24 protein-coding genes and 1 pseudogene are annotated in these 23942 nt (G+C 37.9%); 22 read left to right on the top strand and 3 right to left on the bottom strand.

The features are described 5' to 3' along the window. Positions 1-76: 76 nt before the first annotated feature. A complete protein-coding gene (locus ACZLXV_RS05325; RefSeq protein ID WP_482382733.1) occupies positions 77-1156 on the bottom strand; it encodes an AraC family transcriptional regulator in 1080 nt (359 codons plus the stop codon). An 89-nt stretch (positions 1157-1245) separates the two neighbouring features. After that, on the bottom strand, positions 1246-2982 hold the full coding sequence (locus tag ACZLXV_RS05320; protein WP_482382732.1) for a methyl-accepting chemotaxis protein: 1737 nt from the start codon (positions 2980-2982) through the stop codon (positions 1246-1248). A gap of 277 nt (positions 2983-3259) precedes the next feature. On the opposite strand from ACZLXV_RS05320, the gene ACZLXV_RS05315 reads away from it, so the two are divergent. From ACZLXV_RS05315 to ACZLXV_RS05215, 21 genes are all read left to right on the top strand, one after another. Further along, positions 3260-3805 (top strand): hypothetical protein, encoded by a 546-nt coding sequence (locus ACZLXV_RS05315; protein WP_482382731.1) that lies wholly within the window; start codon positions 3260-3262, stop codon positions 3803-3805. Continuing rightward, positions 3783-4406 (top strand): sensor histidine kinase, encoded by a 624-nt coding sequence (locus ACZLXV_RS05310; RefSeq protein ID WP_482382730.1) that lies wholly within the window; start codon positions 3783-3785, stop codon positions 4404-4406. The genes ACZLXV_RS05315 and ACZLXV_RS05310 overlap by 23 nt, the downstream gene beginning before the upstream one ends. 247 nt (positions 4407-4653) lie before the next feature. Next, on the top strand, positions 4654-6123 hold the full coding sequence (locus ACZLXV_RS05305) for a uracil-xanthine permease family protein (RefSeq protein ID WP_482382729.1): 1470 nt from the start codon (positions 4654-4656) through the stop codon (positions 6121-6123). Positions 6124-6252: 129 nt separating this feature from the next. Beyond that, positions 6253-6858: a selenium cofactor biosynthesis protein YqeC gene (gene yqeC / locus ACZLXV_RS05300; RefSeq protein WP_022224307.1), complete on the top strand. Its 606-nt coding sequence runs from the start codon at positions 6253-6255 to the stop codon at positions 6856-6858. A 3-nt stretch (positions 6859-6861) separates the two neighbouring features. Then, entirely contained in the window at positions 6862-7713 is an 852-nt protein-coding gene (gene yqeB, locus ACZLXV_RS05295) for a selenium-dependent molybdenum cofactor biosynthesis protein YqeB (protein WP_022224306.1), read from the top strand. Positions 7714-7790: 77 nt separating this feature from the next. Beyond that, positions 7791-8291: a cyclic pyranopterin monophosphate synthase MoaC gene (moaC, locus tag ACZLXV_RS05290; protein WP_022224305.1), complete on the top strand. Its 501-nt coding sequence runs from the start codon at positions 7791-7793 to the stop codon at positions 8289-8291. Between the two features lie 40 nt (positions 8292-8331). Beyond that, positions 8332-8829, top strand: a complete 498-nt coding sequence (locus tag ACZLXV_RS05285; RefSeq protein ID WP_482382747.1) for a MogA/MoaB family molybdenum cofactor biosynthesis protein — start codon at positions 8332-8334, stop codon at positions 8827-8829. Continuing rightward, positions 8826-9860: a molybdopterin-binding protein gene (locus ACZLXV_RS05280; RefSeq protein ID WP_482382728.1), complete on the top strand. Its 1035-nt coding sequence runs from the start codon at positions 8826-8828 to the stop codon at positions 9858-9860. The genes ACZLXV_RS05285 and ACZLXV_RS05280 overlap by 4 nt, the downstream gene beginning before the upstream one ends. Before the next feature lie 50 nt (positions 9861-9910). Next, complete coding sequence (gene moaA, locus ACZLXV_RS05275) at positions 9911-10861, top strand: GTP 3',8-cyclase MoaA (RefSeq protein WP_482382727.1); 951 nt, start codon at positions 9911-9913, stop codon at positions 10859-10861. A 5-nt stretch (positions 10862-10866) separates the two neighbouring features. Beyond that, entirely contained in the window at positions 10867-12432 is a 1566-nt protein-coding gene (locus ACZLXV_RS05270) for an XdhC family protein (RefSeq protein WP_482382726.1), read from the top strand. A gap of 47 nt (positions 12433-12479) precedes the next feature. Then, positions 12480-13346: a molybdate ABC transporter substrate-binding protein gene (modA, locus tag ACZLXV_RS05265; protein WP_482382725.1), complete on the top strand. Its 867-nt coding sequence runs from the start codon at positions 12480-12482 to the stop codon at positions 13344-13346. Between the two features lie 14 nt (positions 13347-13360). After that, positions 13361-14029 (top strand): molybdate ABC transporter permease subunit, encoded by a 669-nt coding sequence (gene modB / locus ACZLXV_RS05260; RefSeq protein ID WP_330672322.1) that lies wholly within the window; start codon positions 13361-13363, stop codon positions 14027-14029. A gap of 25 nt (positions 14030-14054) precedes the next feature. Next, positions 14055-15188: a sulfate/molybdate ABC transporter ATP-binding protein gene (locus ACZLXV_RS05255; protein WP_482382724.1), complete on the top strand. Its 1134-nt coding sequence runs from the start codon at positions 14055-14057 to the stop codon at positions 15186-15188. 48 nt (positions 15189-15236) lie between these two features. Further along, the gene (locus ACZLXV_RS05250; RefSeq protein WP_482382723.1) at positions 15237-16388 is read left to right on the top strand and encodes an aminotransferase class V-fold PLP-dependent enzyme; all 1152 of its coding nucleotides are present in this window, start codon (positions 15237-15239) and stop codon (positions 16386-16388) included. A 3-nt stretch (positions 16389-16391) separates the two neighbouring features. Next, positions 16392-17420 carry a selenide, water dikinase SelD gene (selD, locus tag ACZLXV_RS05245; RefSeq protein ID WP_482382746.1) on the top strand — a complete coding sequence of 343 codons (1029 nt, stop codon included), beginning with the start codon at positions 16392-16394 and terminating at the stop codon, positions 17418-17420. An 89-nt stretch (positions 17421-17509) separates the two neighbouring features. Continuing rightward, on the top strand, positions 17510-18184 hold the full coding sequence (gene yedF, locus ACZLXV_RS05240; protein ID WP_482382722.1) for a sulfurtransferase-like selenium metabolism protein YedF: 675 nt from the start codon (positions 17510-17512) through the stop codon (positions 18182-18184). Between the two features lie 43 nt (positions 18185-18227). Next, entirely contained in the window at positions 18228-18443 is a 216-nt protein-coding gene (locus ACZLXV_RS05235) for a putative Se/S carrier protein (protein WP_482382721.1), read from the top strand. A 30-nt stretch (positions 18444-18473) separates the two neighbouring features. After that, positions 18474-19283, top strand: coding sequence for an FAD binding domain-containing protein (locus tag ACZLXV_RS05230; RefSeq protein ID WP_482382720.1), 810 nt, complete (start codon positions 18474-18476; stop codon positions 19281-19283). Next, positions 19283-19804, top strand: a complete 522-nt coding sequence (locus ACZLXV_RS05225; RefSeq protein WP_482382719.1) for a (2Fe-2S)-binding protein — start codon at positions 19283-19285, stop codon at positions 19802-19804. The genes ACZLXV_RS05230 and ACZLXV_RS05225 overlap by 1 nt, the downstream gene beginning before the upstream one ends. Further along, complete coding sequence (locus tag ACZLXV_RS05220) at positions 19797-22133, top strand: xanthine dehydrogenase family protein molybdopterin-binding subunit (protein ID WP_482382718.1); 2337 nt, start codon at positions 19797-19799, stop codon at positions 22131-22133. The genes ACZLXV_RS05225 and ACZLXV_RS05220 overlap by 8 nt, the downstream gene beginning before the upstream one ends. Before the next feature lie 143 nt (positions 22134-22276). Then, a complete protein-coding gene (locus ACZLXV_RS05215) occupies positions 22277-22996 on the top strand; it encodes a nucleotidyltransferase family protein (protein ID WP_482382717.1) in 720 nt (239 codons plus the stop codon). Positions 22997-23187: 191 nt separating this feature from the next. On the opposite strand, the gene ACZLXV_RS05210 is transcribed toward ACZLXV_RS05215, so the two are convergent. Next, a complete protein-coding gene (locus tag ACZLXV_RS05210; RefSeq protein ID WP_022223978.1) occupies positions 23188-23544 on the bottom strand; it encodes a hypothetical protein in 357 nt (118 codons plus the stop codon). A 175-nt stretch (positions 23545-23719) separates the two neighbouring features. Here ACZLXV_RS05210 and ACZLXV_RS05205 point away from each other — a divergent pair. Continuing rightward, positions 23720-23942 (top strand): annotated as a pseudogene (locus ACZLXV_RS05205) (hypothetical protein); the annotation flags it as partial.

The raw sequence follows: 23942 nt of genomic DNA, 5'->3' as shown, positions 1-23942 counted from the left end.
TTAACTAAAGATAAAACAAAATAAGAATGCAAAAGATAAAACAGGCAACCATTATGAGGGTTGCCTGTTTGTGTATTTAAATATAAAACTTCTTACATTTCTTCTTAAATTGTGCCGGCGTAAGCTGGTATTTCTCGGTGAAAATCTTATAAAAATAGCCCTTATTATGGTAGCCTATGCTCTCGGCTATCTGCTCGATAGTGTAATCGGTAGTAAGAAGCATTTTTTCCGCATGGCGCAGTCTTAACAGTTGTAAATACTCCGTGTATGTCATACCGGTTTGGGCTTTTAAAAGCCTGTTAAAATAATCTTTTTGAAAATGAAATTCAGAGACAAGCATCTGAATGGAAATATCAGCGATGTTTTCTGTTATGAAATCGGTGATTTCTTCAAACAGTATCATGTTCATTTTCTTTCTTGCCTGTTTTGAAAGAGAAAAATCATATTCGGTTCCGAGTATTTGAAATATCCTAAGTAAAAGTCCCTGACATATAAAAGGAGAAGCAGCGTCAAAGCTGTTTAATTCCTCGATAAGCGATATAAAGGTACTTTCAAGTTTTAACGGGCTTTCACTGTCGGAATTAGGCTTAAAATGAAGGTACTGCTGAATGTTTTTCTGCTCTAACAGGGCAGTATTTAAAAAGGCTGTTATTCGTCCGGCATTGCTTAGATGTTTCATTATCTCATCAAACATCTGAACCGTTATGCCGAGAAAAAGGATAGTAGAAGAGCTGTCAACAAGTATTTCCTGATGCTGGCAGTTTTTGTCGATAAGACATAATTCACCTTTTTGAAAGACGTATTCTTTGCCAAGGATTTTTTGACGGTACTTGCCCTCTATGACATAAAACAGTTCAAGATATTCGTGAGAGTGCATCTGTGTACGCATTCCGGGAATAACATTCTTTTCATACACGAATGGTGTTTCAGATGGAATTATTGTTGAAGATACGGTATGTGGCTTGTGAATATCCCATATCAGAGCAAACAGGTTTTTGCTCATTGCCTGCGGATATGATTTGATTTCTACCTCATAAGGAGAATATTCAGGGCTTATAATATTAAAATTTATAAAGTTATCAGGAATATATTTCTGATTTTTATTATTGTATATAAGTTCGTTTATTAATGTTTTGATTATATTGCTTTGTGTCATTATTAAATAAATTCTCCTTTTGAGGTTTTACTTTTAAGTATGTGTCTGTAAAACGCTATAAGCCGTATAAATGTGGTATTATTTTTAATTTAAAGTTTATATTTTGAGATTTGTGTGTTGAGTGTTCGTGTCTGTGCAGAAAGTTCTTCACTTGCAGCAGCACATTCCTCACTTGTTGCCGAATTAGTCTGCGTTATCTGGGAAATCTGCATAAGGGCACTGTCAATCTGTGATGCAGAAGCAGCCTGTTCATCGGATGTCCTTGCTATAATATTGCCGGATACGGTTATTCTCTCAACTAATTCTGATATGATTTGTAAAGCGTTTCTTGTGTCATCAGCAAGTTTTGAGCCTTTTTGTACTCTCTGGATAGAATTTTCTATCATATCGGCGGTCTGCTTAGAAGCCTCAGCCGAACGTCCGGCAAGATTTCGTACTTCCTCTGCGACAACGACGAAACCTTTGCCGTGTTCGCCTGCACGGGAAGCTTCAACAGATGCGTTTAATGCAAGTATGTTTGTGTTAAATGCAATATCGTCAATTACTTTTATGATTTTTTGAATATCCTCAGAACCTGATTTAATTTCTTTCATGGCAGTCATCATTTCCTGCATTTTTTCATTTGCGGAACGGATAGCCGAATCAGCATCAATTATAAGTTTCTGGACATCGTTTACTTCAGCGGCATTATTTTTTGATTTGTCTGCAATCTTAGATACAGAAGCGGTTATCTGTTCAATGGCACTTGCCTGTGCTGTCGCACCGTCAGCGAGATTTTTGCTGGCATCTGCAATCTGGTAACTGCCCTGTGCAATCTGTTCTGCGGCAAGACTCATGTTCGCAAAAGCATTATGATTTTGGGTTACAAGAGTGTTGAGTGCATTGCCGACTACATCATCATCTGATTTTGGGGTGACGGTTATTGAAAAGTCACCGTTTGACAGTTTTTGGATTGAATCAGCCTGTCCCCTGAATGTTTCTAAAAGCTCACGGAAACTGTTTTGCAATGCGTTTATTTCACGGTGTCTTGAATTTTGTTGTATTTCATCGGATATTTTACCATGTGATATGTCTTTTCCAATATCGGCAAGTTTACGGATAGGATTGCATAGGTATGTACTGAAAATATTGCCGGATATGATAATTGCAATTATTATTATAAAAAATATAATAAATATGCTTCGCTGGAGTTTTGCAGAGTATGAATTAAGTTGTGATTTTGTTGAACGCATTTCTTTTTGCATATCATCAACATAATTTCCGGTGGAAACTATCCAGCCCCAGGGTTCAAAGAGTTCAGAATAAGCAAGTTTCGGTGCGACAGTCTTTCCGTCTGACTTTGTGTAGTAAAATTCATTGAATCCGTCAGCGTTTTTGTCTGTAGTAACTGAGTCTAATATTTTCTGTATTATTTTGACACCGTTCTTGTCTGTCTCATTTTTTCTGTTATCGCCTTCCTGCTCTGTGAGTATTGGATGCATAATGAGCGTATAGTTTGTATCGTCAATCCAAAAATATCCGCTGCCGTCCTCGCGGTAACGCATGTTTCGTATTGTTTCTTTTGCCATATTTTTGGCGGCAGCTTCGGTAATGGTACCGGATTTGTAACGGTCATATGCGGACTGCATTACGGTGATGGCTGTTTCAACTTCCGATTTGATTTCGGTTTTGTAGCCGTCATTCATGGCTGTGTTGTACTTTTCAGAAGCCTGTTTTGTGGATTTTTTGAGATTCGATACCGCTAAACTTCCAAGTATTGCGGATGTGATTAGAACGCTCGTAAGCAGATAGACGATTACGGACGTTTTGATACTTATCTTTTTCATTTGAGAGTCCTCCTGCTTTATATATCTATTTAATCTTTTTGGCTATGGTGCTTAGATTAGACATAAAGATATATAGACATAGTTTCTTCTTTTTTATCTATATTCTATTTAATGTTAACTGTTTTTTGCTGAATAAGCAAGAGCGTACCAAACAAATTGGTGAAAGATGACTATATTTGGCAGAAAAGCAAAAATATGTATGCAATAAATATGAAAATATGGTACAATGTCATAAATATAAACAGTATACATTATTGTATTTGTGGAGAATGGATATATGCAGACGGATAACAGATTAATTCAAAAAGAAACGGTATTTTATTGTGATAAGGACTTTAAATTAAGTGATGAGAATTATAATGCCGTAAAAGAAGCGGTTAATTTTTATAATTTGGTAGGCTTTTTATCTGGCTACTATGATGAAAAGCTTTCAATAGCATGCGTGAGTAGTTATTTTTTACAAAGCTTAGGATACGAATATGATGAGTTTATGGAGATATCATCAGGTTCGCTTAAAAATATATTTTATGGTGAAAATCAAAGTTTTCTTGATGTAGAACGTTTTAAAAAAATTCATGGAATAGGTGAGGGGCGGATGATAAACAAGGCGGACGCTCCTGTTTATGTAAGAATGTATAAGGCTGATTCTGTAGATGAATATGGAAATAGGCTATGGGTTTTGTCTGTCCAGACTGACTGGGTACAACAGAACCTGAAGCTTATAAATAATGTCCTCAAATCTGGAATGTGGTATTTTGATTTTGATATGAAGGGCAATATTACCGATGTGTTCTGGAGTCATGAATTCAGGAGAATGTTTTAATCTTCCTGAGCTTATTGATAATCTCATTGCAATGACAAAAAATGACATAGAAATACATAATCACAATTTTGAAGTGCGTGTAGGGAAAATATATCACGAAAATGTATCCGGCGACAGTCTGCGTATACAGCAGATAATCATAAATGTCATGAGCAATGCTGTTAAATATACTCCCAATGGGGGAAATATTATTTTTTCAATCGAGGAACGTCATGATAAGTCAAAAAATATTTGGTGTTACGAGTTTACCATTGAAGACAATGGAATAGGCATGACGAAGGAATTTCAGAAAATTATTTTTGAATCATTTACAAGAGCTGACGATAAGCGCACATCAAAGATACAGGGAACAGGTCTTGGCATGACTATAGTAAGAAATATCGTCAATATGATGAATGGAAATATAAAGACTGAGAGTGAACCCGGAAAGGGAAGCCGTTTTACAATAACAATTTTTTTGAAGCTTGATGAGGGGAAAGATGTTCTGATAGTGGGGCACGGTGCTATGAATTCAAGTATCGTATGCCGCATAAAAAATATTGGACTTGACCGATTCTGGAGTGCCGGAATAGAAAATTGTAAACTTATGAAACTGATGTAAAGGTTATTCAACCATACACTAGGTTGTTACAATATTTTAAAAAAGCTGCAACAAAACAAAAAAAGTTATGTGTATGAGAGGGCAGTGACAAAGGATTTATGATTGACCGGGTTCAAAATGATTGATGCATTTTAGCTTTAAGCCAGGGATATTAGATATGAAAAAGAAAAAGTAATTGACCGTAGATAAATATCTTAGTAAAATATTAGGGACAATTATCAAAAAAAACAGGAGGATAATATTAGCAATGAAAGAGACAAATGAAAAAAAGTCAGCCGGATATTCAAGTCCTTATGAATTTGAGGGAAGAATTCCACTCTCACAGGCAATCCCACTCGGACTTCAGCATGTAATGGCGATGTTTATTGGAAACCTTACACCACTCATTATCGTTATGGGTGTCTGTGGACTTACGGCAGATGCAGGTTTTTCTGAACTTAGAACGGCACTTTTACAGAATGCCATGATAATAGCCGGAATAGTAACACTTGTGCAGATGTTTTCGATAGGACCTGTCGGAGGAAAAGTGCCTATCGTCATGGGAACATCTTCGGGATTTTTAGGTGTGTTAAATAATACCGTGGCAGCTTGCGGTGGAGGTATTATTGCATACGGGGCAATTATGGGAGCCTGTCTTATAGGAGGTATTTTCGAGGGGATATTAGGAGTATTTTTAAAACCACTCAGAAAGTTCTTTCCACCTATTGTTACCGGCTCTGTCGTAATAGCGATAGGACTTTCACTTCTAGGTGTCGGAATAAATTATTTCTGCGGAGGAAACGGTAAGGCTGATTACGGCTCACTTCCAAATCTTTTCCTGGGATTTGTTGTTTTGATAGTTATCGTACTCTTAAAACATTTTGCACCACAAAATAGTATCTTTTCTTCTTCGGCAATCCTTTTTGGAATACTTGCAGGATATATAGTTGCGGTCATAATGACATTTGTACTTCCAAATACAGGTGTTGATGCTGACGGGGCTAAATATACATATTCATGGGTAGTAAATTTCTCGCAGGTAAAAGATGCAGCATGGATAGCAATTCCTAGTTTTATGGGATTTGGTGCACTTTCAGATGTTAAGATGTCATTTCAGGCAAGTGCAATTATTCCGATAGGCATCATGTTTATAGTTACTGCGATAGAGACAGTTGGAGATATATCTGCCTGTATCGAGGGAGGAATGGACAGAGAAGCAACAGATACCGAACTTTCGGGCGGTGTTATATGTGACGGTCTTGGCTCAGCATTTGCAGCATTTTTCGGTGTACTTCCCAATACATCATTTTCACAGAATGTCGGACTTGTTTCAATGACTAAAGTTGTAAATCGTTTTGCAATATCTATGGGAGCAATATTCCTTATACTCTGCGGCTTTTGCCCTAAGATAGGAGCTATCATGTCAATAATGCCACAGTCTGTTTTAGGCGGTGCGGCAGTTATGATGTTTGCATCAATCCTTATTTCAGGTATCCAGCTTATCACAAAAGAGCCTATAGGCAGCCGTGAGATAACAATTATCTCAGTGGCGATAGGACTTGGTTATGGTCTTGGAGCAACTACAGGTGCGACAGCACATCTTCCATATTATATACAGCTGATATTTGGTGGTTCAGGAATAGTACCATGTTCGCTTGCAGCGATAATATTAAACATCTTATTGCCAAAGGAATCAAAGTCCGTGCGTAAGATGTGGGATATAGATGAGGAAGACTAAAAAATACTGCTGATACATTTCATGTCACGATTTGCTTCTGAGCAAAATAAGTTTCCTGACTAAAAGCAAATAAGATGAAGTTTTAGAAGAAGTGTAAAAGAAACAAATTGCTCAGAAAAGAGGATTAAAGTGAAAAAAATAATATCAGTGATAGGAGCAGGCGGTAAGACAAGCCTGCTCCATAAAATGTCAGATTATTATCTTGGAAAAAAAGAGACAGTACTTCTGACAACTACAACACATATGATGCTTGAAAGAGATACCGATATTTCATGTGATATTTTTAGCATCATTGAGAGAATAAAAAACGATAAATACTGCATGGCAGGAAAAATATGTGATGGCAGCAATAAAAAAATTCAAGCACTTCCGCTTGAAATACTTAAGTGGATAATGCCGTATGCAGACAATATTCTGATAGAAGCCGATGGAGCAAAGCATTATTCACTTAAATATCCGCTAGAAAGTGAACCTGTTATTTTTGAGTTTACTACGGATGTTTATCTTGTTTTAGGGTTGTGGGATATAGGAAAATATTGCAAAGATGTTATTTTCAGATTTGAGGATATGAGTTTTGAATTAGGGACAAAAGCTGATGAAAAGGTTACTTTTGAACATATAAAACAAATTCAGAAAGTATATGAAAAAAGGCTTAGAAAATTGGGATTTAAAGGAAAACTACATTATATTTATTCAAAAAAGACAGATGATGGAATTATATTTTTAAAGGAATAGATTATGATTAAAGATATACTTATAATATGCCGTGGTGCAGGTGACCTTGCGACAGGCATTATTCACAGACTTCACAGGGCAGGGTTTAAAGTGCTGGCACTTGAAACTAAAAAGCCAGCAGCAATACGAAGGCAGGTTTCATTCTGCGAGGCAGTCTACGACAAAGAGATAACCATAGAGGGAGTTAAGGCTAGACTTATAACATCATTAGATGAGATGGATGAGGTTATTAAACATGGAGTTGTGCCAGTTATCGTTGACCCTAAAGGAGAGTCGATTGCAAAATTAAGACCTGACATCGTAGTAGATGCGATAATCGCAAAGAAAAATCTTGGAACTTTTATGGACATGGCACCGCTTGTTATAGGAGTTGGTCCGGGATTTACGGCTGGTGAAGATGTTGACATAGTTGTGGAAACTATGAGAGGTCACAATCTCGCAAGGATAATAGATAAAGGGCAGGCTCTTGTAAATACCGGAATTCCCGGAAATATAGGCGGTTATACAAGTGAGCGTGTCATTCATGCGGAGGCTTATGGTTTTATAAAAAATATCTGCCACATAGGTGATGTTGTAAAAAAAGGTGATGAGATAGCAAGAATATACGAGAAATATGATAATAATACTTCCGAGTCAGGATTTCAAGGAGAGTATGTACCTGTAAATGCAACAATATCAGGAATTATCAGAGGACTTATCAGAGACGGCTTTGAGGTGACTGAGGGATTTAAGATAGCAGATATAGATCCGAGAGAGGGTGAGTTAAAAAACTGCTTTACAATATCGGACAAATCGAGAAGTATAGGCGGCAGTGTGCTTGAAGCGGTATGCAGCTATGTGTCGGGTATAAATTAGCAAATGGAGTTATTTATGCAAACAGCTCTGTCTGTAACTGATTTTTCAAATGAGTGATAATAATAACGAGGGTAAAAATGGATAAGAAAGAACTTACACATTTTAATGAAGCAGGCGAAGCACATATGGTAGATGTTCACGAAAAAGATGATACATACCGTGTAGCAAAAGCCTGTGGTGAGATAAGAATGAATGAGGATGCATTTAATGCCGTGGCAAACGGAACTGCCAAAAAAGGGGATGTGCTTGGAATAGCACGCATTGCAGGGATAATGGGGGCAAAAAATAACTCAATGCTTATTCCTCTCTGCCATCCTATTGCCATGACGAAATGCGATGTGGATTTTGGACTTGACGAGGATAATATGACAATAACGGCAGTATGTACAACCGCCTGCGTTGGAAAAACGGGTGTTGAGATGGAGGCTCTTACAGGTGTGAGCATGGCACTTTTGACTATATATGATATGTGCAAGGCGGTCTGTCGTTCAATGGAGATAAAAAATATTCATCTGCTCGAAAAAGTAGGCGGAAAAAGTGGTCATTATGTTGCTGGCCGCAATACAGATGTGAACTGATAACAACGATTAGTATTAGACGAGGTGAGATAATCTTATGTTGTATAGCGTAGGTATAATTACATTAAGTGATAAAGGCTCAGAGGGGCTTAGGGAGGATATGAGCGGACCCAAAATAAAAGAACTTCTCCCAAAAGATAAGTACGAGGTTGTATCATATAAACTACTGCCTGATGATGAACAGATGCTTAAGAGTGAGCTTATAAGACTTTGCGATGAAGTAAAATGCAATCTTGTACTAACAACAGGCGGGACTGGTTTTTCAAAAAGAGATATAACACCTGAGGTGACGCTTAGTGTGGCAGAAAAAAATGCACCGGGGATAGCAGAAAGACTTCGTGCCTATAGTATGCAGTTTACAAAAAGAGCAATTCTTTCAAGAGGAGCATCAGTTATAAGAAACAGGACACTTATAATAAATCTTCCGGGAAGTGTTAAAGCAGTATCAGAGAGTATGGAGTTTCTGATTGGAAATATAGAGCATGGGCTTGATATTCTGCTCGGATATGACAGTGAGTGCGGAGGGAAACTTAAATGAAACTTGTAAAAACAACTGAAGCGGTCGGACAGGTGTTGTGCCATGACATAACACAGATAATTCCCGGTGTGAAAAAGGATGCCGTATTCCGCAAGGGACATATTATAACAGAAAAAGATATACCAGTGCTTTTAAGCGTTGGTAAAGATATGATATATATATGGGAAAATGATGAGACAATACTTCATGAGAACGATGCGGCAGAGATACTTTATCGCATGACGGCAGGAGAAAATATGCATCCGTCCGAGGTAAAAGAGGGAAAAATAGAAGTAATCGCAGATAGTGACGGACTCCTTAAGGTTGACAGAGAAAGATTAAACAAAGTCAATTCTTTTGGGGAGCTTATGATAGCGGCAAGGCATGGAAATACCGTTGTAAAAAAAGGGGATAAACTTGCGGGAACAAGGATAATACCTCTTGTTATAAAAAAAGAGAAAATTAAAAAGGCTTCTGAGATATGTTCGGATGCTCCAATATTAAAGATACTTCCGTTTACGATGAAAAAAGCGGCTGTTATTACGACAGGCAATGAGGTATTTTATGGCAGGATAAAAGACGGATTTACACCTGTTATCGAAAAAAAAATAAATGAATTTGGTGTGGAAATGGTATTCCATGAGACTTTTAATGATGATGATAAAAAGATAACTAAGGGATGCCTTGATGCCGTCAATGCAGGCGTTGACATAATATTTTGTACTGGGGGTATGAGTGTTGACCCCGACGATAAAACGCCTCTTGCCATAAAAAATACTGGATCGGATATAATATCATATGGTTCACCTGTTTTGCCGGGTGCAATGTTTTTATTGTCTTATTATAAAAAAAATGACAGGATAATACCGATATGCGGACTTCCGGGGTGTGCCATGTATAATAAAAGGACTATCTTTGATCTGGTTCTGCCGAGACTTCTTGCAAATGATATGATAACACCGGATGAACTCTCATCATTAGGTGAAGGTGGATTTTGCTTAAATTGTGATGTATGCACATTTCCAAATTGCGGCTTTGGAAAAGGGTGGTAATGTGCTTTATACAAACTTGATATTTAAATCGTACAGGGGTGGTGAAAAGTATGACGGACGGCTATGGAAGAAAGATTGATTATATGAGGATTTCGCTGACTGATAATTGCAATCTCAGATGCAGTTATTGTATGCCTGAGGGAAAGATTTCCGATATACATTATCTCACTGCGGAAACCGTATTAAAGTGTGTTGAGAGTGCTGTTTGTCTTGGAATAACAAATTTCAGGCTGACAGGGGGGGAGCCACTTATCTATCCGGATATTGAAAAACTTATTGCAAAAATGAGAAACATGAGCGGAGTAAATTTTATCGGAATTACCACAAACGGAGTTTTTCTAAGTGAAAAGGCTGATGTATTAAAAACAGCAGGGACAGACAGCATAAATGTGAGTCTTGATACCATAGATTCTGATGAGTTTAGGAAAATCACGGGGCACAGCTGCCTTAGGAATGTTATTGATGGGATAGATGCCGCTTTAGATAGCAGAATTAAGCTTAAAATAAATACTGTTCTAAGAAGTGAAGTTGATGTGCTGAAGATGATAGAGTTTGCAAATGACAAAAATATTGATATAAGATTTATCGAGCTGATGCCTGTAGGAATAGGAGAGAAAAATGATATTATTCCGAGAAAGGCTGTTATTGAAAAACTTGAAAAGAAATACGGAAAAGTGTGTGGCGTATCAAAAATGCATGATGAAAATGGACCAGCAGAGTATTACGCTTTCCGAAAATTAGGTGTGCGGGTAGGTCTTATTCAGGCGGTTCACGGTAAATTTTGTGACAGATGCAACCGCATAAGAATAACATCAGATGCAGGTTTAAAACCATGCCTCGCTGATAGCAGAATTATAGATTTGAAAGAAGCACTTGATATTGGAAAAGATGAACTTACAAAAATTATGAGAAAGGCAATATATGAAAAGCCAAAATCCCATCATTTTGAAGATATTTTATGTGAAAAAGAAACTAAAACCATGAATATGATAGGAGGTTAAAAAGTTTGGGAAAACTTATTGCAATAAACATAAGCAGGGAGCGTGGAACTGAAAAAAAGCAGATTCCACAGGTCAGACTTATCAAAAATTATGGGCTTGATGGAGATGCACACGCTGGAAGATGGCACAGGCAGGTGAGTCTTTTGTCATATGAAAAAATAGAGGAGTTCAGAAAAAAAGGTGCCAAAGTAGAAAACGGTGCATTTGGAGAAAATCTGATAATCTCAGGATTTGATTTTAGAAGTCTGCCGCTTGGAACACGCTTTAAAATAGGTGATGCCGTTCTTGAAATGACGCAGATAGGTAAGGAGTGTCATTCACATTGCAAGATATATGAGCGTATGGGTGAATGTATTATGCCTAAAGAGGGTGTGTTTGCAGTTGTCATAAATGGAGGTATGATAAATGAGGGTGATGAAGTAAAAATGCTTGAAGCTGATATGTATTTAAGTATAAGAGACAGGGATCGAGCTGAAAAGTCATTTATTGCTACAGTTGTATCAGGTGAGGCAACAGGACAGAAAGCCTACATTACAGACGGCAGAATAAGGGTAAGCTACGGTGACTATTTTGCCGGTGATATAGTAAAAAAATTGTGTAAGACTTTCTGCGGTATTGATGATAATGGAAGTAACGATGGCAGCAGTCTGATTAAGATAGGGGACAATACACTATTTATTCAAAACATCACCGGTAGACCTAATCTTGTAATATGCGGTGGAGGTCATGTGGCAGAGGCACTTGTAAAGATGGCTGTTCTTGTGGATTTCGACATTACCGTGATAGAGGACAGACCCATATTTGCTCAGAAAATACGCAGTCTTGGTGTAGGAAGTGTTATATGTGATGACTATGTAAATGCACTGAAAACTATTGACAAAAACCGTGACAACTATTTTGTGTGCATGACCAGAGGACACAGATTTGACGAGCAGTGCATTTTCGAGATTTTTAAGATACCATATGCATATGTAGGGATGATGGGTTCAAAAAGGAGGTCGGCAATGGTAAGAAAAGACCTTAAAGAACATGGTATTGAGATTGAAAAAATAAATGAACTTCATTCACCAATAGGTCTTTCAATATGTGCGGCTACACCACAGGAGATAGCGTTGTCAGTTATGAGTGAGATAGTATATTGTAAAAATAAACATTGCAATAACGGCTCCGTTGACGATAATATTATTGATGAACTTGTAAAACAGTCTGATGAGCAGAGGATTTTATGTACCATTATAAGAAAAAGCGGCAGTGCTCCAAGAAATGTCGGAACGCAGATGATAGTAACTTCGGACAACCGAATTATAGGAACTATCGGAGGAGGATGTGCGGAGGCTGAAATTATCACGAGATGCAGGGACATTTTTAACGGCTTTGCAATGCCAATGCAGGAAACAGCATCAAAAAATGATGAGAATAAAAATAGGGCTGTTTGTCAGAAAGACAATTTTGAAAATAAACATTTTATAGGCAGACCTGAGATAATGGAAGTAAGTATGAATACTGATGATGCCGAAAAAGAGGGTATGGTGTGTGGCGGAAATATAAGTGTTATGCTAGAGAGAATGTAGATTGCTCAAAAGAGAAAATGAGTGTATGGAATAGAAAAGAGGTTTTTATGTTTAATGTAAAGAAGATAATTAAAAAAATAAGCGTATGCTGTGTTATGGCGGCACTTATTACAGGGATGCTCTCAGGCTGCGGAAAGAAAAACGAGAACAGCAAAAAAACAGATATAACCATATTTGCTGCAAAAAGTCTTAATAATGTTATGGATGAACTTTGTAAAGAATACAACAAAGAGCACCCTGATATAAATTTCCACACAAATTATGACAGTTCAGGAACACTTATGACACAGATAAAAGAGGGAGCAAAGTGCAATGTATTCTTTTCGGCAGGTGTAGAGCAGATGGACGAGCTTGAAAAGGGATATGATTGCGGCAGTGTAAATAAGGATAACCGCAAAGACCTTTTAAACAATCAGGTGTGCCTTGTAACATGGAAAGGAAGTAATACAAAAGTTAAGAGTTTTAAAGATATGTCAAAAGCAAAAAACATGGCACTTGCAGAGGAAACTGTTCCTGTAGGACAGTACACAAGAAAGGCTTTGATAAATGCAGGTCTGGTGTCAGGCGATAAGGAAAAGGCTAATGACTTAAAAGATACAGATATATCAAAGGCACTCGGAGGTCTTGAGATAAACAGTTGTGCAAATGTAGGTGCTGTTGCGGCAGCAGTTGCAGAGGCTGCAGACGAGATTGGAACTGTTTATTATTCAGATACCTTTGGATATGAAGACAATTTAGAGATAATCGAAAAACTTCCAAACAGCCTTACAGGTGATGTTATCTACCCTGTTGCACCACTTAAAGGTGATGATATATCTGATGTTGAATTTAATGCTTCAAACGAATTTATAAAGTTTATGAGTGAAGAAAAGGCTGTAAAATTATTTGAAAAATACCATTTTTCTATGTCTTAGAAAAGAGGTTTATTATGGATTACTCCCAGATTGATTTTAGTCCGCTTTGGATAAGTCTTAAAACTGGTATTGTAGCTTCACTGGTATCTTTTGTGCTTGGCATACTGGCAGCTTGGTTTGTCGTGAGCAGGCGTGGAAGAACAAGAGGTATATGGGATGGTATTCTTACAATGCCTCTTGTACTGCCGCCAACAGTTGCGGGATATATATTGCTCCGTATATTTAGTACCAGACACAGCTTTGGAAATTTTGTTGATAAGGGACTTTCAATTCATGTCATACATACATGGCTTGGCTGTATCATTGCGGCTACGGTTATTGCATTTCCTCTTATGTACCGAAATGCCAGGGCGGCATTTGAACAGGTAGACGAAAATGTGATATATGCGGCACAGACACTTGGTCTTAGTGAGTGGACAATTTTCTTTAAAATCCGTATGCCTATGGCAAAGCCCGGAATTTTATCGGGTATTACACTTACATTTACAAGGGCACTCGGAGAGTACGGTGCAACATCAATGCTTGCCGGAAACATTGCAGGAAAAACCTCAACAATATCTCAGCAGATAGCTATGGTGATTCAGAGCGGTGATTTTAAAACGGCAGGTTTCTGGTGTATTGTGATAACGGCAATATCGTTTATCTGTCTTGTTATTATAAATTTTATTACGGGTGACAGATAAAAAATCTGCAAGAATGAGGATTGATATGGCTTTAATAGTAAAGATAAGAAAAAGGCTTGATAATTTTGAATTAAATACGGATATACAGACAGATGACGATATACTGGCACTAAGTGGTGCATCCGGTGCGGGAAAGACTATGATATTAAAATGTATTGCAGGGATAGCAACACCTGACAGCGGTTATATATCACTGAACGGTCGTGTCCTTTTTGACTCGGAAAAAAAGATAAATTTAAAAGCTTCACTTAGAAAAACAGGTTATCTCTTTCAAGATTATGCTTTATTTCCTACAATGACGGCAAGAGAAAATATAAATATTGTTATGAAAAAGAAAAACCATGAACTTGTAGATAAGTGGATTAGTGCATATGGGCTTGAAAAAGTGGCTGACAATTATCCCCAAAAATTGTCAGGAGGACAGAAACAGCGTGTTGCAATGATTCGTATGCTTGCATCAGACCCGGAGTGTATATTGCTTGACGAACCATTTTCAGCACTAGATGAACATATCAAGAGAAAAATGGAAATGGAACTTATGGAGATGCTTGAAAATTTTCATAAGCCGATAATTTTTGTTTCGCATAACCGGGAAGAAATCTACAGATTTGCAGATAAAGTATGTTCCGTAGAAGATGGAATTGTAAGCAGGACATATGATAAAAAATATTTTTATTATAAACCTGAGACAAAAACACAGGCAAAACTTGCAGGGTGTCTGAATTTTTCAAACATAAGCTGGATAGATGAAAGTCATGTGAAAGCACTTGACTGGGGGGTTACGCTTAAAGTTAAGGCAACAAAAGAAAGCGACTGGGAAAAATATCACAGTATCTGCATTTTTCAAAATGATATAAATGTTGAAAAACATTCCTTTACGCATCAGAAAAAATATATTAAAAACGAAAATATAAATCCTGAAACAATAGGAATGTATGGAGATACGCTAAATACCTTGAAGATAAAAAATATCTCGCTGTCAGAAGAGCTTTATAATACCTGCTGCCTTTGTGAGCTTGAAAACGGTGAGGTTATAACAATGATAAAGCCAAAAGAAAATCAATTGTTTTCGGATGACTTACAGGATAAATATATTGACTTACTAAATAATGTTAAAAAAATTACGGTATCAGAAGAATACATACATCTTCTTAAATAACTTGAAGATGATTTCTGTTGCTGATATCATGCCAGGAGGAATATATTAGTGATATATCTTGATAATGCGGCGACTACACTTTACAAACCGCAATGTGTATATGATGCTGTTATGCACGCAATGAAAAATTATGGAAATTCAGGCAGGGGGTACACCGCGACATCACTTGAAGCATCAAGGTGTATATTTGAAGCAAGAAAGTGCCTTACTGAATTTTTTGGTGGTGACAATACCTCAGGTCTTATATTTACATCAAATGCGACCGAGGCATTAAATACTGTTATTCATGGACTTTTTAATGAGGGCGACACGGTTATTACCACGAACCTTGAACATAACTCAGTGTTAAGACCTCTTTATTATGCCGGTGAAAGAGGAGTTAAGACAGATATTGTATCGTGCAGTGGCAATGGGATTATTGATGCCTCTGATATAGAAGATATGATAACAAAAGATACAAAAGCAATCATCTGTACTCACGCATCCAACCTTACGGGGAATGTTGTCGATATAAAAAAGATTGGAGAGATTGTAAAAAAGCATAATCTTCTTTTTATAGTGGACGCATCACAGACCGCAGGTGTACTACCTATAAATGTTAGGGATATGAATATAGACATACTCTGTTTTACAGGACATAAAAGTCTTATGGGACCGCAGGGGACAGGTGGGTTTTATATAAGAAATGGTATAGATATAAGACCTTTAAAAAGCGGTGGGACAGGCATAAAAAGTTTTTTAAGACAACAGCCTGAGGAACTTCCTGAATTGCTTGAAGCAGGGACATTAAATAGCCACGGGATAGCAGGACTTCTTGCCGCTGTAAAGGAGATAAACACTGTTGGAATTGACAAAATATACAATAAAGAAAACAGACTTATGCAGATATTTTATTCGGATATAAGCAGAGTAAAAGGCGTAAAAGTTTATGGTGATTTCAGACAGGATAAAGCTCGCTGTCCGATAGTTTCGTTAAATATAGGAACGGCAGATTCTTCAGAGATAAGTATGCTCCTTGAAGATGAATTTGGAATAGTCACCAGAGCAGGAATTCATTGTGCTCCGCTTATGCACGAATATTTTGGCACAAAAACACAGGGCATGGTAAGATTTAGTTTTTCATATTATAATACAGAAGAAGAAGTGATGGCTGCGGCAGATGCAGTAAAAGAAATTGCTAGAAAGGTGGTGGAAATATAATTTATCATGGAAGATATAGTTTTTTGTAAAGGCGGCGGATGTACCGCAAAACTTGGAGCAGATGTACTGAAACATATACTTTCAAAAATACCGAAAGGTGAGAAAGATATTTCACTTCTTGTCGGTTATGACAGCAGTGACGATGCGGCAGTATATAGAATATCAGACGATATGGCAATTGTTCAGACACTTGATTTTTTTCCACCGATGGTCGATGACCCGTATATTTTCGGACAGATAGCGGCGGCAAATGCATTAAGTGATGTATATGCGATGGGCGGTGAGGTAAAGACTGCACTAAATATAGTCTGTTTTCCTGAAAAGATGGACTTAAACATTCTTGGAAAGATAATGCAGGGCGGTGCAAAAAAGGTGAATGAAGCAGGTGCCACACTTGCAGGTGGTCATTCCATAGCCGATGACAGTGTAAAATACGGTTTGTCTGTTATGGGACTTGTAAATCCTGACAAAATATATGAAAATAATAAGGCAGAACCGACTGACATACTTATACTTACAAAAAAACTCGGTGTAGGGCTTGTGTGCAATGCACAGCGTGTCGGACAGGCTTTTAAAGGTTCGCTTGATGAAGCAATAGAGTCGATGACTACACTCAATAAAAAAGCGTCTGAGATAAGCAGAAATTATGAAATCCATGCCTGTACTGATGTGACAGGATTTGGATTTTTAGGTCATTTAAACGAGATGATAAATAAAAATGTATCGGCGGAGATTGACTCAATATCCATACCTGTTATAAAAGGTGCACTTCATTATGCCGAAGAATTTCTGTTCACAGCAGCGGCACAGCGAAACAGAAATCATGTCGCAGATAATGTGGATTTTTCAGAAAACATAACATTTGCGATGGAAGAACTGTTATTTGATCCGCAGACATCGGGAGGTCTTTTGTTTGCCGTAAAGAAAGAAGATGCACTGCCTTTTTTAAAGGAATTAAAAAATGAGGGATTTCCGGCGGCGATAGTTGGTCATTTTACGCAAAAAAAAGAAAAAAATATTTATATAAAGTAACAGGAGATAGCGAAACTAATTATATGTTGTATTAATTGTGTGAATATAACAAATGCTATAGTTCTAAAGTGAAGGAGAAAAAAGAGATTATGATAACAATAAATGCAATGGGTGATACCTGCCCGATACCTGTAGTTAAGACAAAAAAGGCGCTTGAGAAACTTGAAAAACCGGATATGGTTGAGACTCTTGTCGATAATGAGATTGCTGTTGAAAATCTTAAAAAGATGGCTTCACAGATGGGGTTTGCAGTTTCAGACAGCAAGATAAGTGACTCCGGGTACAGTGTGAAGATAACTGTAGATGATATTGATAAAATAAATGACAATAAAATGTCGGCAACAAATGATAAAAAAATATCCGTTGCTAAAGCAAATTCCATAAAGACAGGTGCGGATGAGATGCTTTCCTGCAATATCAAAAACAGTGGTGAAAAAGTTGTAGTCATCAAGTCTGAATTTATGGGTGAGGGTGATAGCGAACTTGGAAAGGTGCTTATCAAAGGTTTTATATATGCACTCTCGCAGCAGGACGAATTGCCTCAGACAATGCTTTTTTATAACGGCGGTGCAAAGATTACAAGTGAAGGCTCTGAGTCTATAGAAGATTTAAAGGCTTTAGAGGAAAAAGGTGTAAAGATATTTACCTGTGGTACCTGTCTCAATTATTACGGACTTACCGAAAAGCTCTGTGTCGGCGAAGCCACAAATATGTATGAAATTACTAAAAAAATGACGGAAGCATCACTTATAGTCTGCCCATAACATTATGTGCAAAAATTGTAAGAGAGAAAGACATACACAGCTTGTGATTTCATTCAAAAATACAACTGCTGCGATGGAAATGGAGAGCAGGGCAAAGAGTGAAAATATTTACGGCAGGATAATACCGCTGCCGTCAAAAATATTGGCAGGATGTGGTCTTGCCTGGAAGACAGAGCCTGATATGAGAAATGAGACAATAAACTTCATGCAGAAAGAAAAAATTCAGTGGGATGCAGTATATGAACTGGATTTGTTTTAATACTAAAATCATAAGAGAAAGGAAAGAGATATGTTCTATTATAATCAGTATATAAGGGCAAAAAGCCTCAAAGAAGCATATGAACTCTACCAGAAAAGACAAAATTTCATTGTCGGCGGAATGCTCTGGACAAAGATGAAAAATACAACTCTTGGAACAGCGATAGACCTCTGTGAACTGGGGCTTGACAGCATAGAAGAAAATGAAAACGAGTTTCGTATAGGTGCATATGTATCATTAAGGGACATAGAGACAAATGAATCATTAAATAAATATACGGATAATGCCTTTGCCAATTCCGTAAAAGATATAGTCGGTGTCCAGTTTAGAAATGTTGCAACGGTCGGCGGAAGTATATGGGGACGATATGGCTTTTCAGATGTTATGACGATATTTAGGGCACTTGGTGCTAAAGTGGAGCTTTTCCATGAGGGTATCATGGAACTTGACGACTTTGTAAAGCTGCCACGCACGGTGAGAGATATACTTGTGTCAGTAATTGTGCCAAAGGAAACTGAAAAGGTAGTTTATCTAAGCCAGAGAAACCAGTCAACAGATTTTCCAGTGCTTACTTGTGCCGTTTCAAAAGGAAAAAGAGGTGCTATGGCTGTTATCGGGGCAACTCCATATATGGCTGAGCCTGTATATGACAGTGAAAATATATTATCTGTACCTACAGATGAAAATATTGAAAGATTTGCAGATTATGTGGCACAAAATATCCGTTTTGGCAGCAATATGCGTGCTGGTGCCGAGTATAGAAAGATAATATGCAATGTTCTTGTAAAAAGAGCATTAAAGACGATAGTATCAGAAAACGAAAAGGAGGAAATCTGCTGATGGAAGTAAAGATTACATTAAATGGAAAAATGATAAAAGATACCGTAGACGCAGATATGCTTCTTATAGATTTTTGCAGGAAACATAAATGTTATTCGGTAAAGAGAGGATGTGAAACAGGAAACTGTGGTCTTTGCACGGTGCTTATGGATGGAAAGCCGATGCTTTCGTGTAGTATTCCTGTTGGCAGGGCAGACGGAAGATGCGTTGATACACTTGAGGGATTAGAGGAAGAAGCTAAAAAATTCACTGATTATTTTGCGATGCAGGGTGCTGACCAGTGTGGTTTTTGCAATCCGGGATATATAGTTAATATAGTGGCACTTCTCCGTGAAAATCCGGATCCTACGGACGATGAGATACTTGAGTATCTTTCAGGCAATCTGTGCCGTTGCACGGGTTATCAGAGTCAGCTTCGTTCACTCAGAAATTATCTGAACAGCAAAAAGGAAAATGCACCTATGCAGTTTGAAGCAGAAGTTTTTGGGGCGGACATTGGAAAGGAGTGGAAGGATGAGTAAATTTAACCGTGAAAGAAAAGATTACCATGCAGTAGGAAAAAGTATTCCAAAGAAAGACTCATCACAGCTTCTCCTTGGAAAGCCGGTATTTACAAATGATATAATACCCTCTGACTGTCTTGTGATAAAGCTGCTTAGAAGCCCTCATGCTCATGCTTTAGTTGAGGATATAAATACTGATATTGCAATGAAAGTACCGGGGATAGAAGCTGTTTATACATGGAAAGATGTTCCTGACAAGCGTTTCAGTATTGCAGGTCAGACTTTTCCGGAGCCGTCACCGTATGACAGGCTTATACTTGACAGGAGAGTGAGAAGTGTAGGTGATCCTGTTGCGATAGTTGCGGGTGAGAGTGAGAAAGCTGTTGATAAAGCATTAAAACTTATAAAAGTAAAATATCAGGTACTCGAACCTGTACTTGATTTTCACAAGGCACTTGACAATCCCATACTTGTGCATCCGGAGGATAACTGGATGTCATATGGCAATACGGGTGATGTTAAAAGAAATCTATTACACCATGAGGAAGATGAACATGGTGATGTAAATGCAGTATTTAATGATTGTGAGGAGATAATAGAGCATACCTGGCATATAAAGGCGGCACAGCAGGCTTACATGGAAACGATAAGGGCATATTGTGAGATTGACAGATACGGCAGACTTCATTGCATAAGTTCAACGCAGATAGTTTTCCATATCAGAAGAATACTTGCAAATGCACTTGATATTCCAAAGTCGATGGTGCGTGCGGAAAAACCACGCATAGGCGGAGGTTTTGGGGCAAAACAGACAGCCGTATGTGAAGTATATCCTGCTTTTGTTACATGGATGACGAAAAGGCCAAGTAAACTTATCTATAGCAGAAATGAATGTCAGATAATATCTTCACCACGTCATGAAATGGAAGTGACGGTTCGTCTTGGTGCAATGAAAGACGGCAGGATAAGAGCGATAGACCTTTATACGCTGTCAAACGGAGGAGCATACGGTGAGCACAGCACAACGACCGTTGGACTTTCGGGTCACAAATCACTGCCGCTTTATACGGGCGGATGTGAAGCAACAAAATTTTCATGTGATGTTGTCTATACGAATGTTCAGGCGGCAGGAGCATATAGAGGATATGGTGCAACGCAGGGGATTTTTGCACTCGAATCTGCGGTAAATGAACTTGCGGAAAAACTTCATATGGATCCGGTTGAGATAAGGATGAAAAACATTGTAAGAGAGGGAATGTTCATGCCTGCATACTTTGGTGAGACAGCGAATGCTTGTGCATTGGATAGGTGTATAGAGCATTGTGCCGCAAATTTTAACTGGGCTGAGAAGTATCCGGTCAGGGATATGGGAAACGGCAAAGTCAGGGCAGCAGGAATGGCACTTGCGATGCAGGGGTCGTGCATATCAAATGTTGATGTGGGTTCATGCACATTAAAACTTTCAGACGATGGAACATATAATATGATGATAGGTGCGGCTGACATGGGAACAGGCTGTGATACCATTCTTTCGCAGATGGCAGCAGAAGTCCTAGACTGTGATGCAGATAAAATTTCCGTCTTTGGTGCAGACACAGACGCATCACCTTATGATTCAGGTTCTTATGCTTCATCAACAACTTACATCACGGGAATGGCTACACAAAATGCTGCTTTAAAACTTCGTGAAAACATAATGAAGATAGGTGCAGGGCTTCTCGGCTGTTCTTCTGAAGATGTAGATTTTGATGGTGAGAAAGTGTATATGACGGAAGATGAAAAATCGGTCAGCCTTGCGGATATTGCCACAAAATCACAGGTAAATAATACTATCCCTGTCGATGTGACCGAGACATATTCATCACCTGTATCACCGCCGCCGTATATGGTCGGAATGGTTGAGATAGAGCTTGACAAAGAAACAGGAAGTGTAAAGATACTTGATTATCAGGCGGTTGTCGACTGCGGAATACCGGTAAATCCAAACCTTGCAAGAGTTCAGACAGAGGGCGGTATAGGACAGGGGATAGGCATGGCACTCTATGAAAATGTCACATACAGTGCCGATGGAAAGATTGCCGAGAACAGTCTTATGCAGTATAAAATTCCAACAAGACTTGATGTGGGAAATATAAATGTTGAGTTTGAAACAAGCTATGAACCGTCAGGACCTTTCGGTGTAAAGTCGATAGGAGAGATAGTTATAAATACCCCTGCACCGGCTCTTGCACACGCAATATACAGGGCAACCGGAGTGTGGCACAGAACGGTTCCATTCACACCTGAAAAAATCCTTATGGGGATGCTTGATCCTGATTGGAAAGAGATTGACTGCCGTATCATATAGTTTAACGCCTGAGGTCAAAAGCTTCTACGGATTAGTCTATATTGATTGAACAGGGAGTAACAGTTCAGCCTTGCATCGCTTATATAAAATTAAGATTGTTTCGCAAATATATAAAATTAAAAAATATGATACACATTATATATATGGCGGCTGGGAACAGCCGCCGTTTTGGAAGTAATAAACTCTTACATATCTGGCAAGGAAAAATGCTTTACAGACATACGCTTGATATGTTATCAGATATTGTAAGCAGCAGAAAAATAAACGAAGATATAAATTATGACATAACACTTACTGTTGTAACACAATACGACAGGATAATAGCTGACCTTGATGGCAGAAAAGATATAAATACTGTGTTTTGCGGTGATAGCAGGCTCGGTGCGTCATATACGATAAAAGCAGGGATAAACAGTTTGATGGGCAGGCTGAAAAAAGACGACTGGCTTTTGTTCATCGTTGCAGACCAGCCGTATCTTAGCGAAAAGACGATACTTAAATTTATCGAGGCAGCAGAGAAAAAGAAAAATAAGAAAGAATTTTCTTCGCAAGATAAAAAAATCGAAGATTACAAATTACTTTTGACGAATGGTGAAAAAAATAATGATGATTATGAAAATATTTTGTCAGAAGAAAAAAAAAGCAAAGATTACAAGGTATTTTCGGCAAGATATAGGGAAAAAGCAGGAAATCCATGTATGTTCTCCTGCGGACTTATACCTGAGTTGTTGATGTTAAGAGGTGACAGCGGAGGCAGAAAAGTCGCAAAAAGACATGAATGTTTTTATATAGATGTTGAAGACGAGAAAGAATTGTTTGATATTGACAGTGAAAAAGATATTAATATTTATTCTCAGGATTGATGTTAACCGTCAGTTATATGCCAATTAACGGATTTGTAACAGTTCAGCCTTGCATTTCTTACATTCATAAACTTGACTTATTGTGCTGTTAGCATATATAATCCCATCTTTGACAGTTTGGAAATAAAAAACGGCTACAACGCCAGTAAAATCAGGTGCTGTAGCCGTTTTTGGCTTCGCAGCGATATGTGCTATATTTCAGCTTTTGATGAATTGTTTTCCTTGGTCTGCTTGATGATACTTCTCATTGTCGATTTTTTGATGAATTCATAGTCTGTTCTAAATCCAAAAGTTTTGTGCAGAAAATCTGTTATCTCGGTTCGTGTGTAGGATGGAACATAGCCGTTTGCCGTGTTTAACAAAGTTAATTTCATCGATCTTAATGTGTCGGCTTCATTTTTAGCCCATGCCATCAGTTTATCTGCATCACCGTCGAACTGTTCCAAAAGAGCATTATATTTGCCGAGTTTTTTATAGATACGGGAAGATGATTTACCATCTGTCTTACGGAAGGATTGGTAAATATAGACATCCTTTTTATTTTTCAACTGTCAAACTCCCGGCTGAATAAGCAAGAGCGTACCAAATAAAATGGTGAAAGATGACTATATTTGGCAGGTATTTGTCGGAAAAGCAAAAATATGTATGCAATAATATGAAAATATGGTACAATGTCATAAATATAAACAGTTATATATTATTGTATTTGTGGAGAATGGATATATGCAGACGGATAACAGATTGATTCAGAAAGAGACGATTTACTACTGTATCAAAGGATTCAGATTAAATGATGAAAATTATAATGTGGTAAAAGAAGCGGTTGATTTTAGCAACATGGTAGGTTTTTTGACTGGTTATTATGATGACAGACTTACCATAGCAAGTGTCAGTGCTTATTTTTTGGAGAGTTTAGGATATGAATATGACGAATTTATGCAGATGT

It is taken from the genome of Butyribacter sp. (assembly GCF_056818865.1).
This window is presented reverse-complemented; position numbering and strand designations above follow the sequence as displayed.

Coding starts and splice junctions, on each gene's coding strand:
- ACZLXV_RS05280 (WP_482382728.1), top strand. CDS start 8,826: ATGAAACTTGTAAAAACAACTGAAGCGGTCGGACAGGTGTTGTGCCAT.
- moaA (WP_482382727.1), top strand. CDS start 9,911: ATGACGGACGGCTATGGAAGAAAGATTGATTATATGAGGATTTCGCTG.
- ACZLXV_RS05310 (WP_482382730.1), top strand. CDS start 3,783: ATGAATTCAGGAGAATGTTTTAATCTTCCTGAGCTTATTGATAATCTC.
- ACZLXV_RS05255 (WP_482382724.1), top strand. CDS start 14,055: ATGGCTTTAATAGTAAAGATAAGAAAAAGGCTTGATAATTTTGAATTA.
- ACZLXV_RS05305 (WP_482382729.1), top strand. CDS start 4,654: ATGAAAGAGACAAATGAAAAAAAGTCAGCCGGATATTCAAGTCCTTAT.
- ACZLXV_RS05225 (WP_482382719.1), top strand. CDS start 19,283: ATGGAAGTAAAGATTACATTAAATGGAAAAATGATAAAAGATACCGTA.
- moaC (WP_022224305.1), top strand. CDS start 7,791: ATGGATAAGAAAGAACTTACACATTTTAATGAAGCAGGCGAAGCACAT.
- ACZLXV_RS05320 (WP_482382732.1), bottom strand. CDS start 2,982: ATGAAAAAGATAAGTATCAAAACGTCCGTAATCGTCTATCTGCTTACG.
- ACZLXV_RS05215 (WP_482382717.1), top strand. CDS start 22,277: ATGGCGGCTGGGAACAGCCGCCGTTTTGGAAGTAATAAACTCTTACAT.
- ACZLXV_RS05230 (WP_482382720.1), top strand. CDS start 18,474: ATGTTCTATTATAATCAGTATATAAGGGCAAAAAGCCTCAAAGAAGCA.
- ACZLXV_RS05325 (WP_482382733.1), bottom strand. CDS start 1,156: ATGACACAAAGCAATATAATCAAAACATTAATAAACGAACTTATATAC.
- modA (WP_482382725.1), top strand. CDS start 12,480: ATGTTTAATGTAAAGAAGATAATTAAAAAAATAAGCGTATGCTGTGTT.
- yedF (WP_482382722.1), top strand. CDS start 17,510: ATGATAACAATAAATGCAATGGGTGATACCTGCCCGATACCTGTAGTT.
- modB (WP_330672322.1), top strand. CDS start 13,361: ATGGATTACTCCCAGATTGATTTTAGTCCGCTTTGGATAAGTCTTAAA.
- ACZLXV_RS05315 (WP_482382731.1), top strand. CDS start 3,260: ATGCAGACGGATAACAGATTAATTCAAAAAGAAACGGTATTTTATTGT.
- ACZLXV_RS05220 (WP_482382718.1), top strand. CDS start 19,797: ATGAGTAAATTTAACCGTGAAAGAAAAGATTACCATGCAGTAGGAAAA.
- yqeB (WP_022224306.1), top strand. CDS start 6,862: ATGATTAAAGATATACTTATAATATGCCGTGGTGCAGGTGACCTTGCG.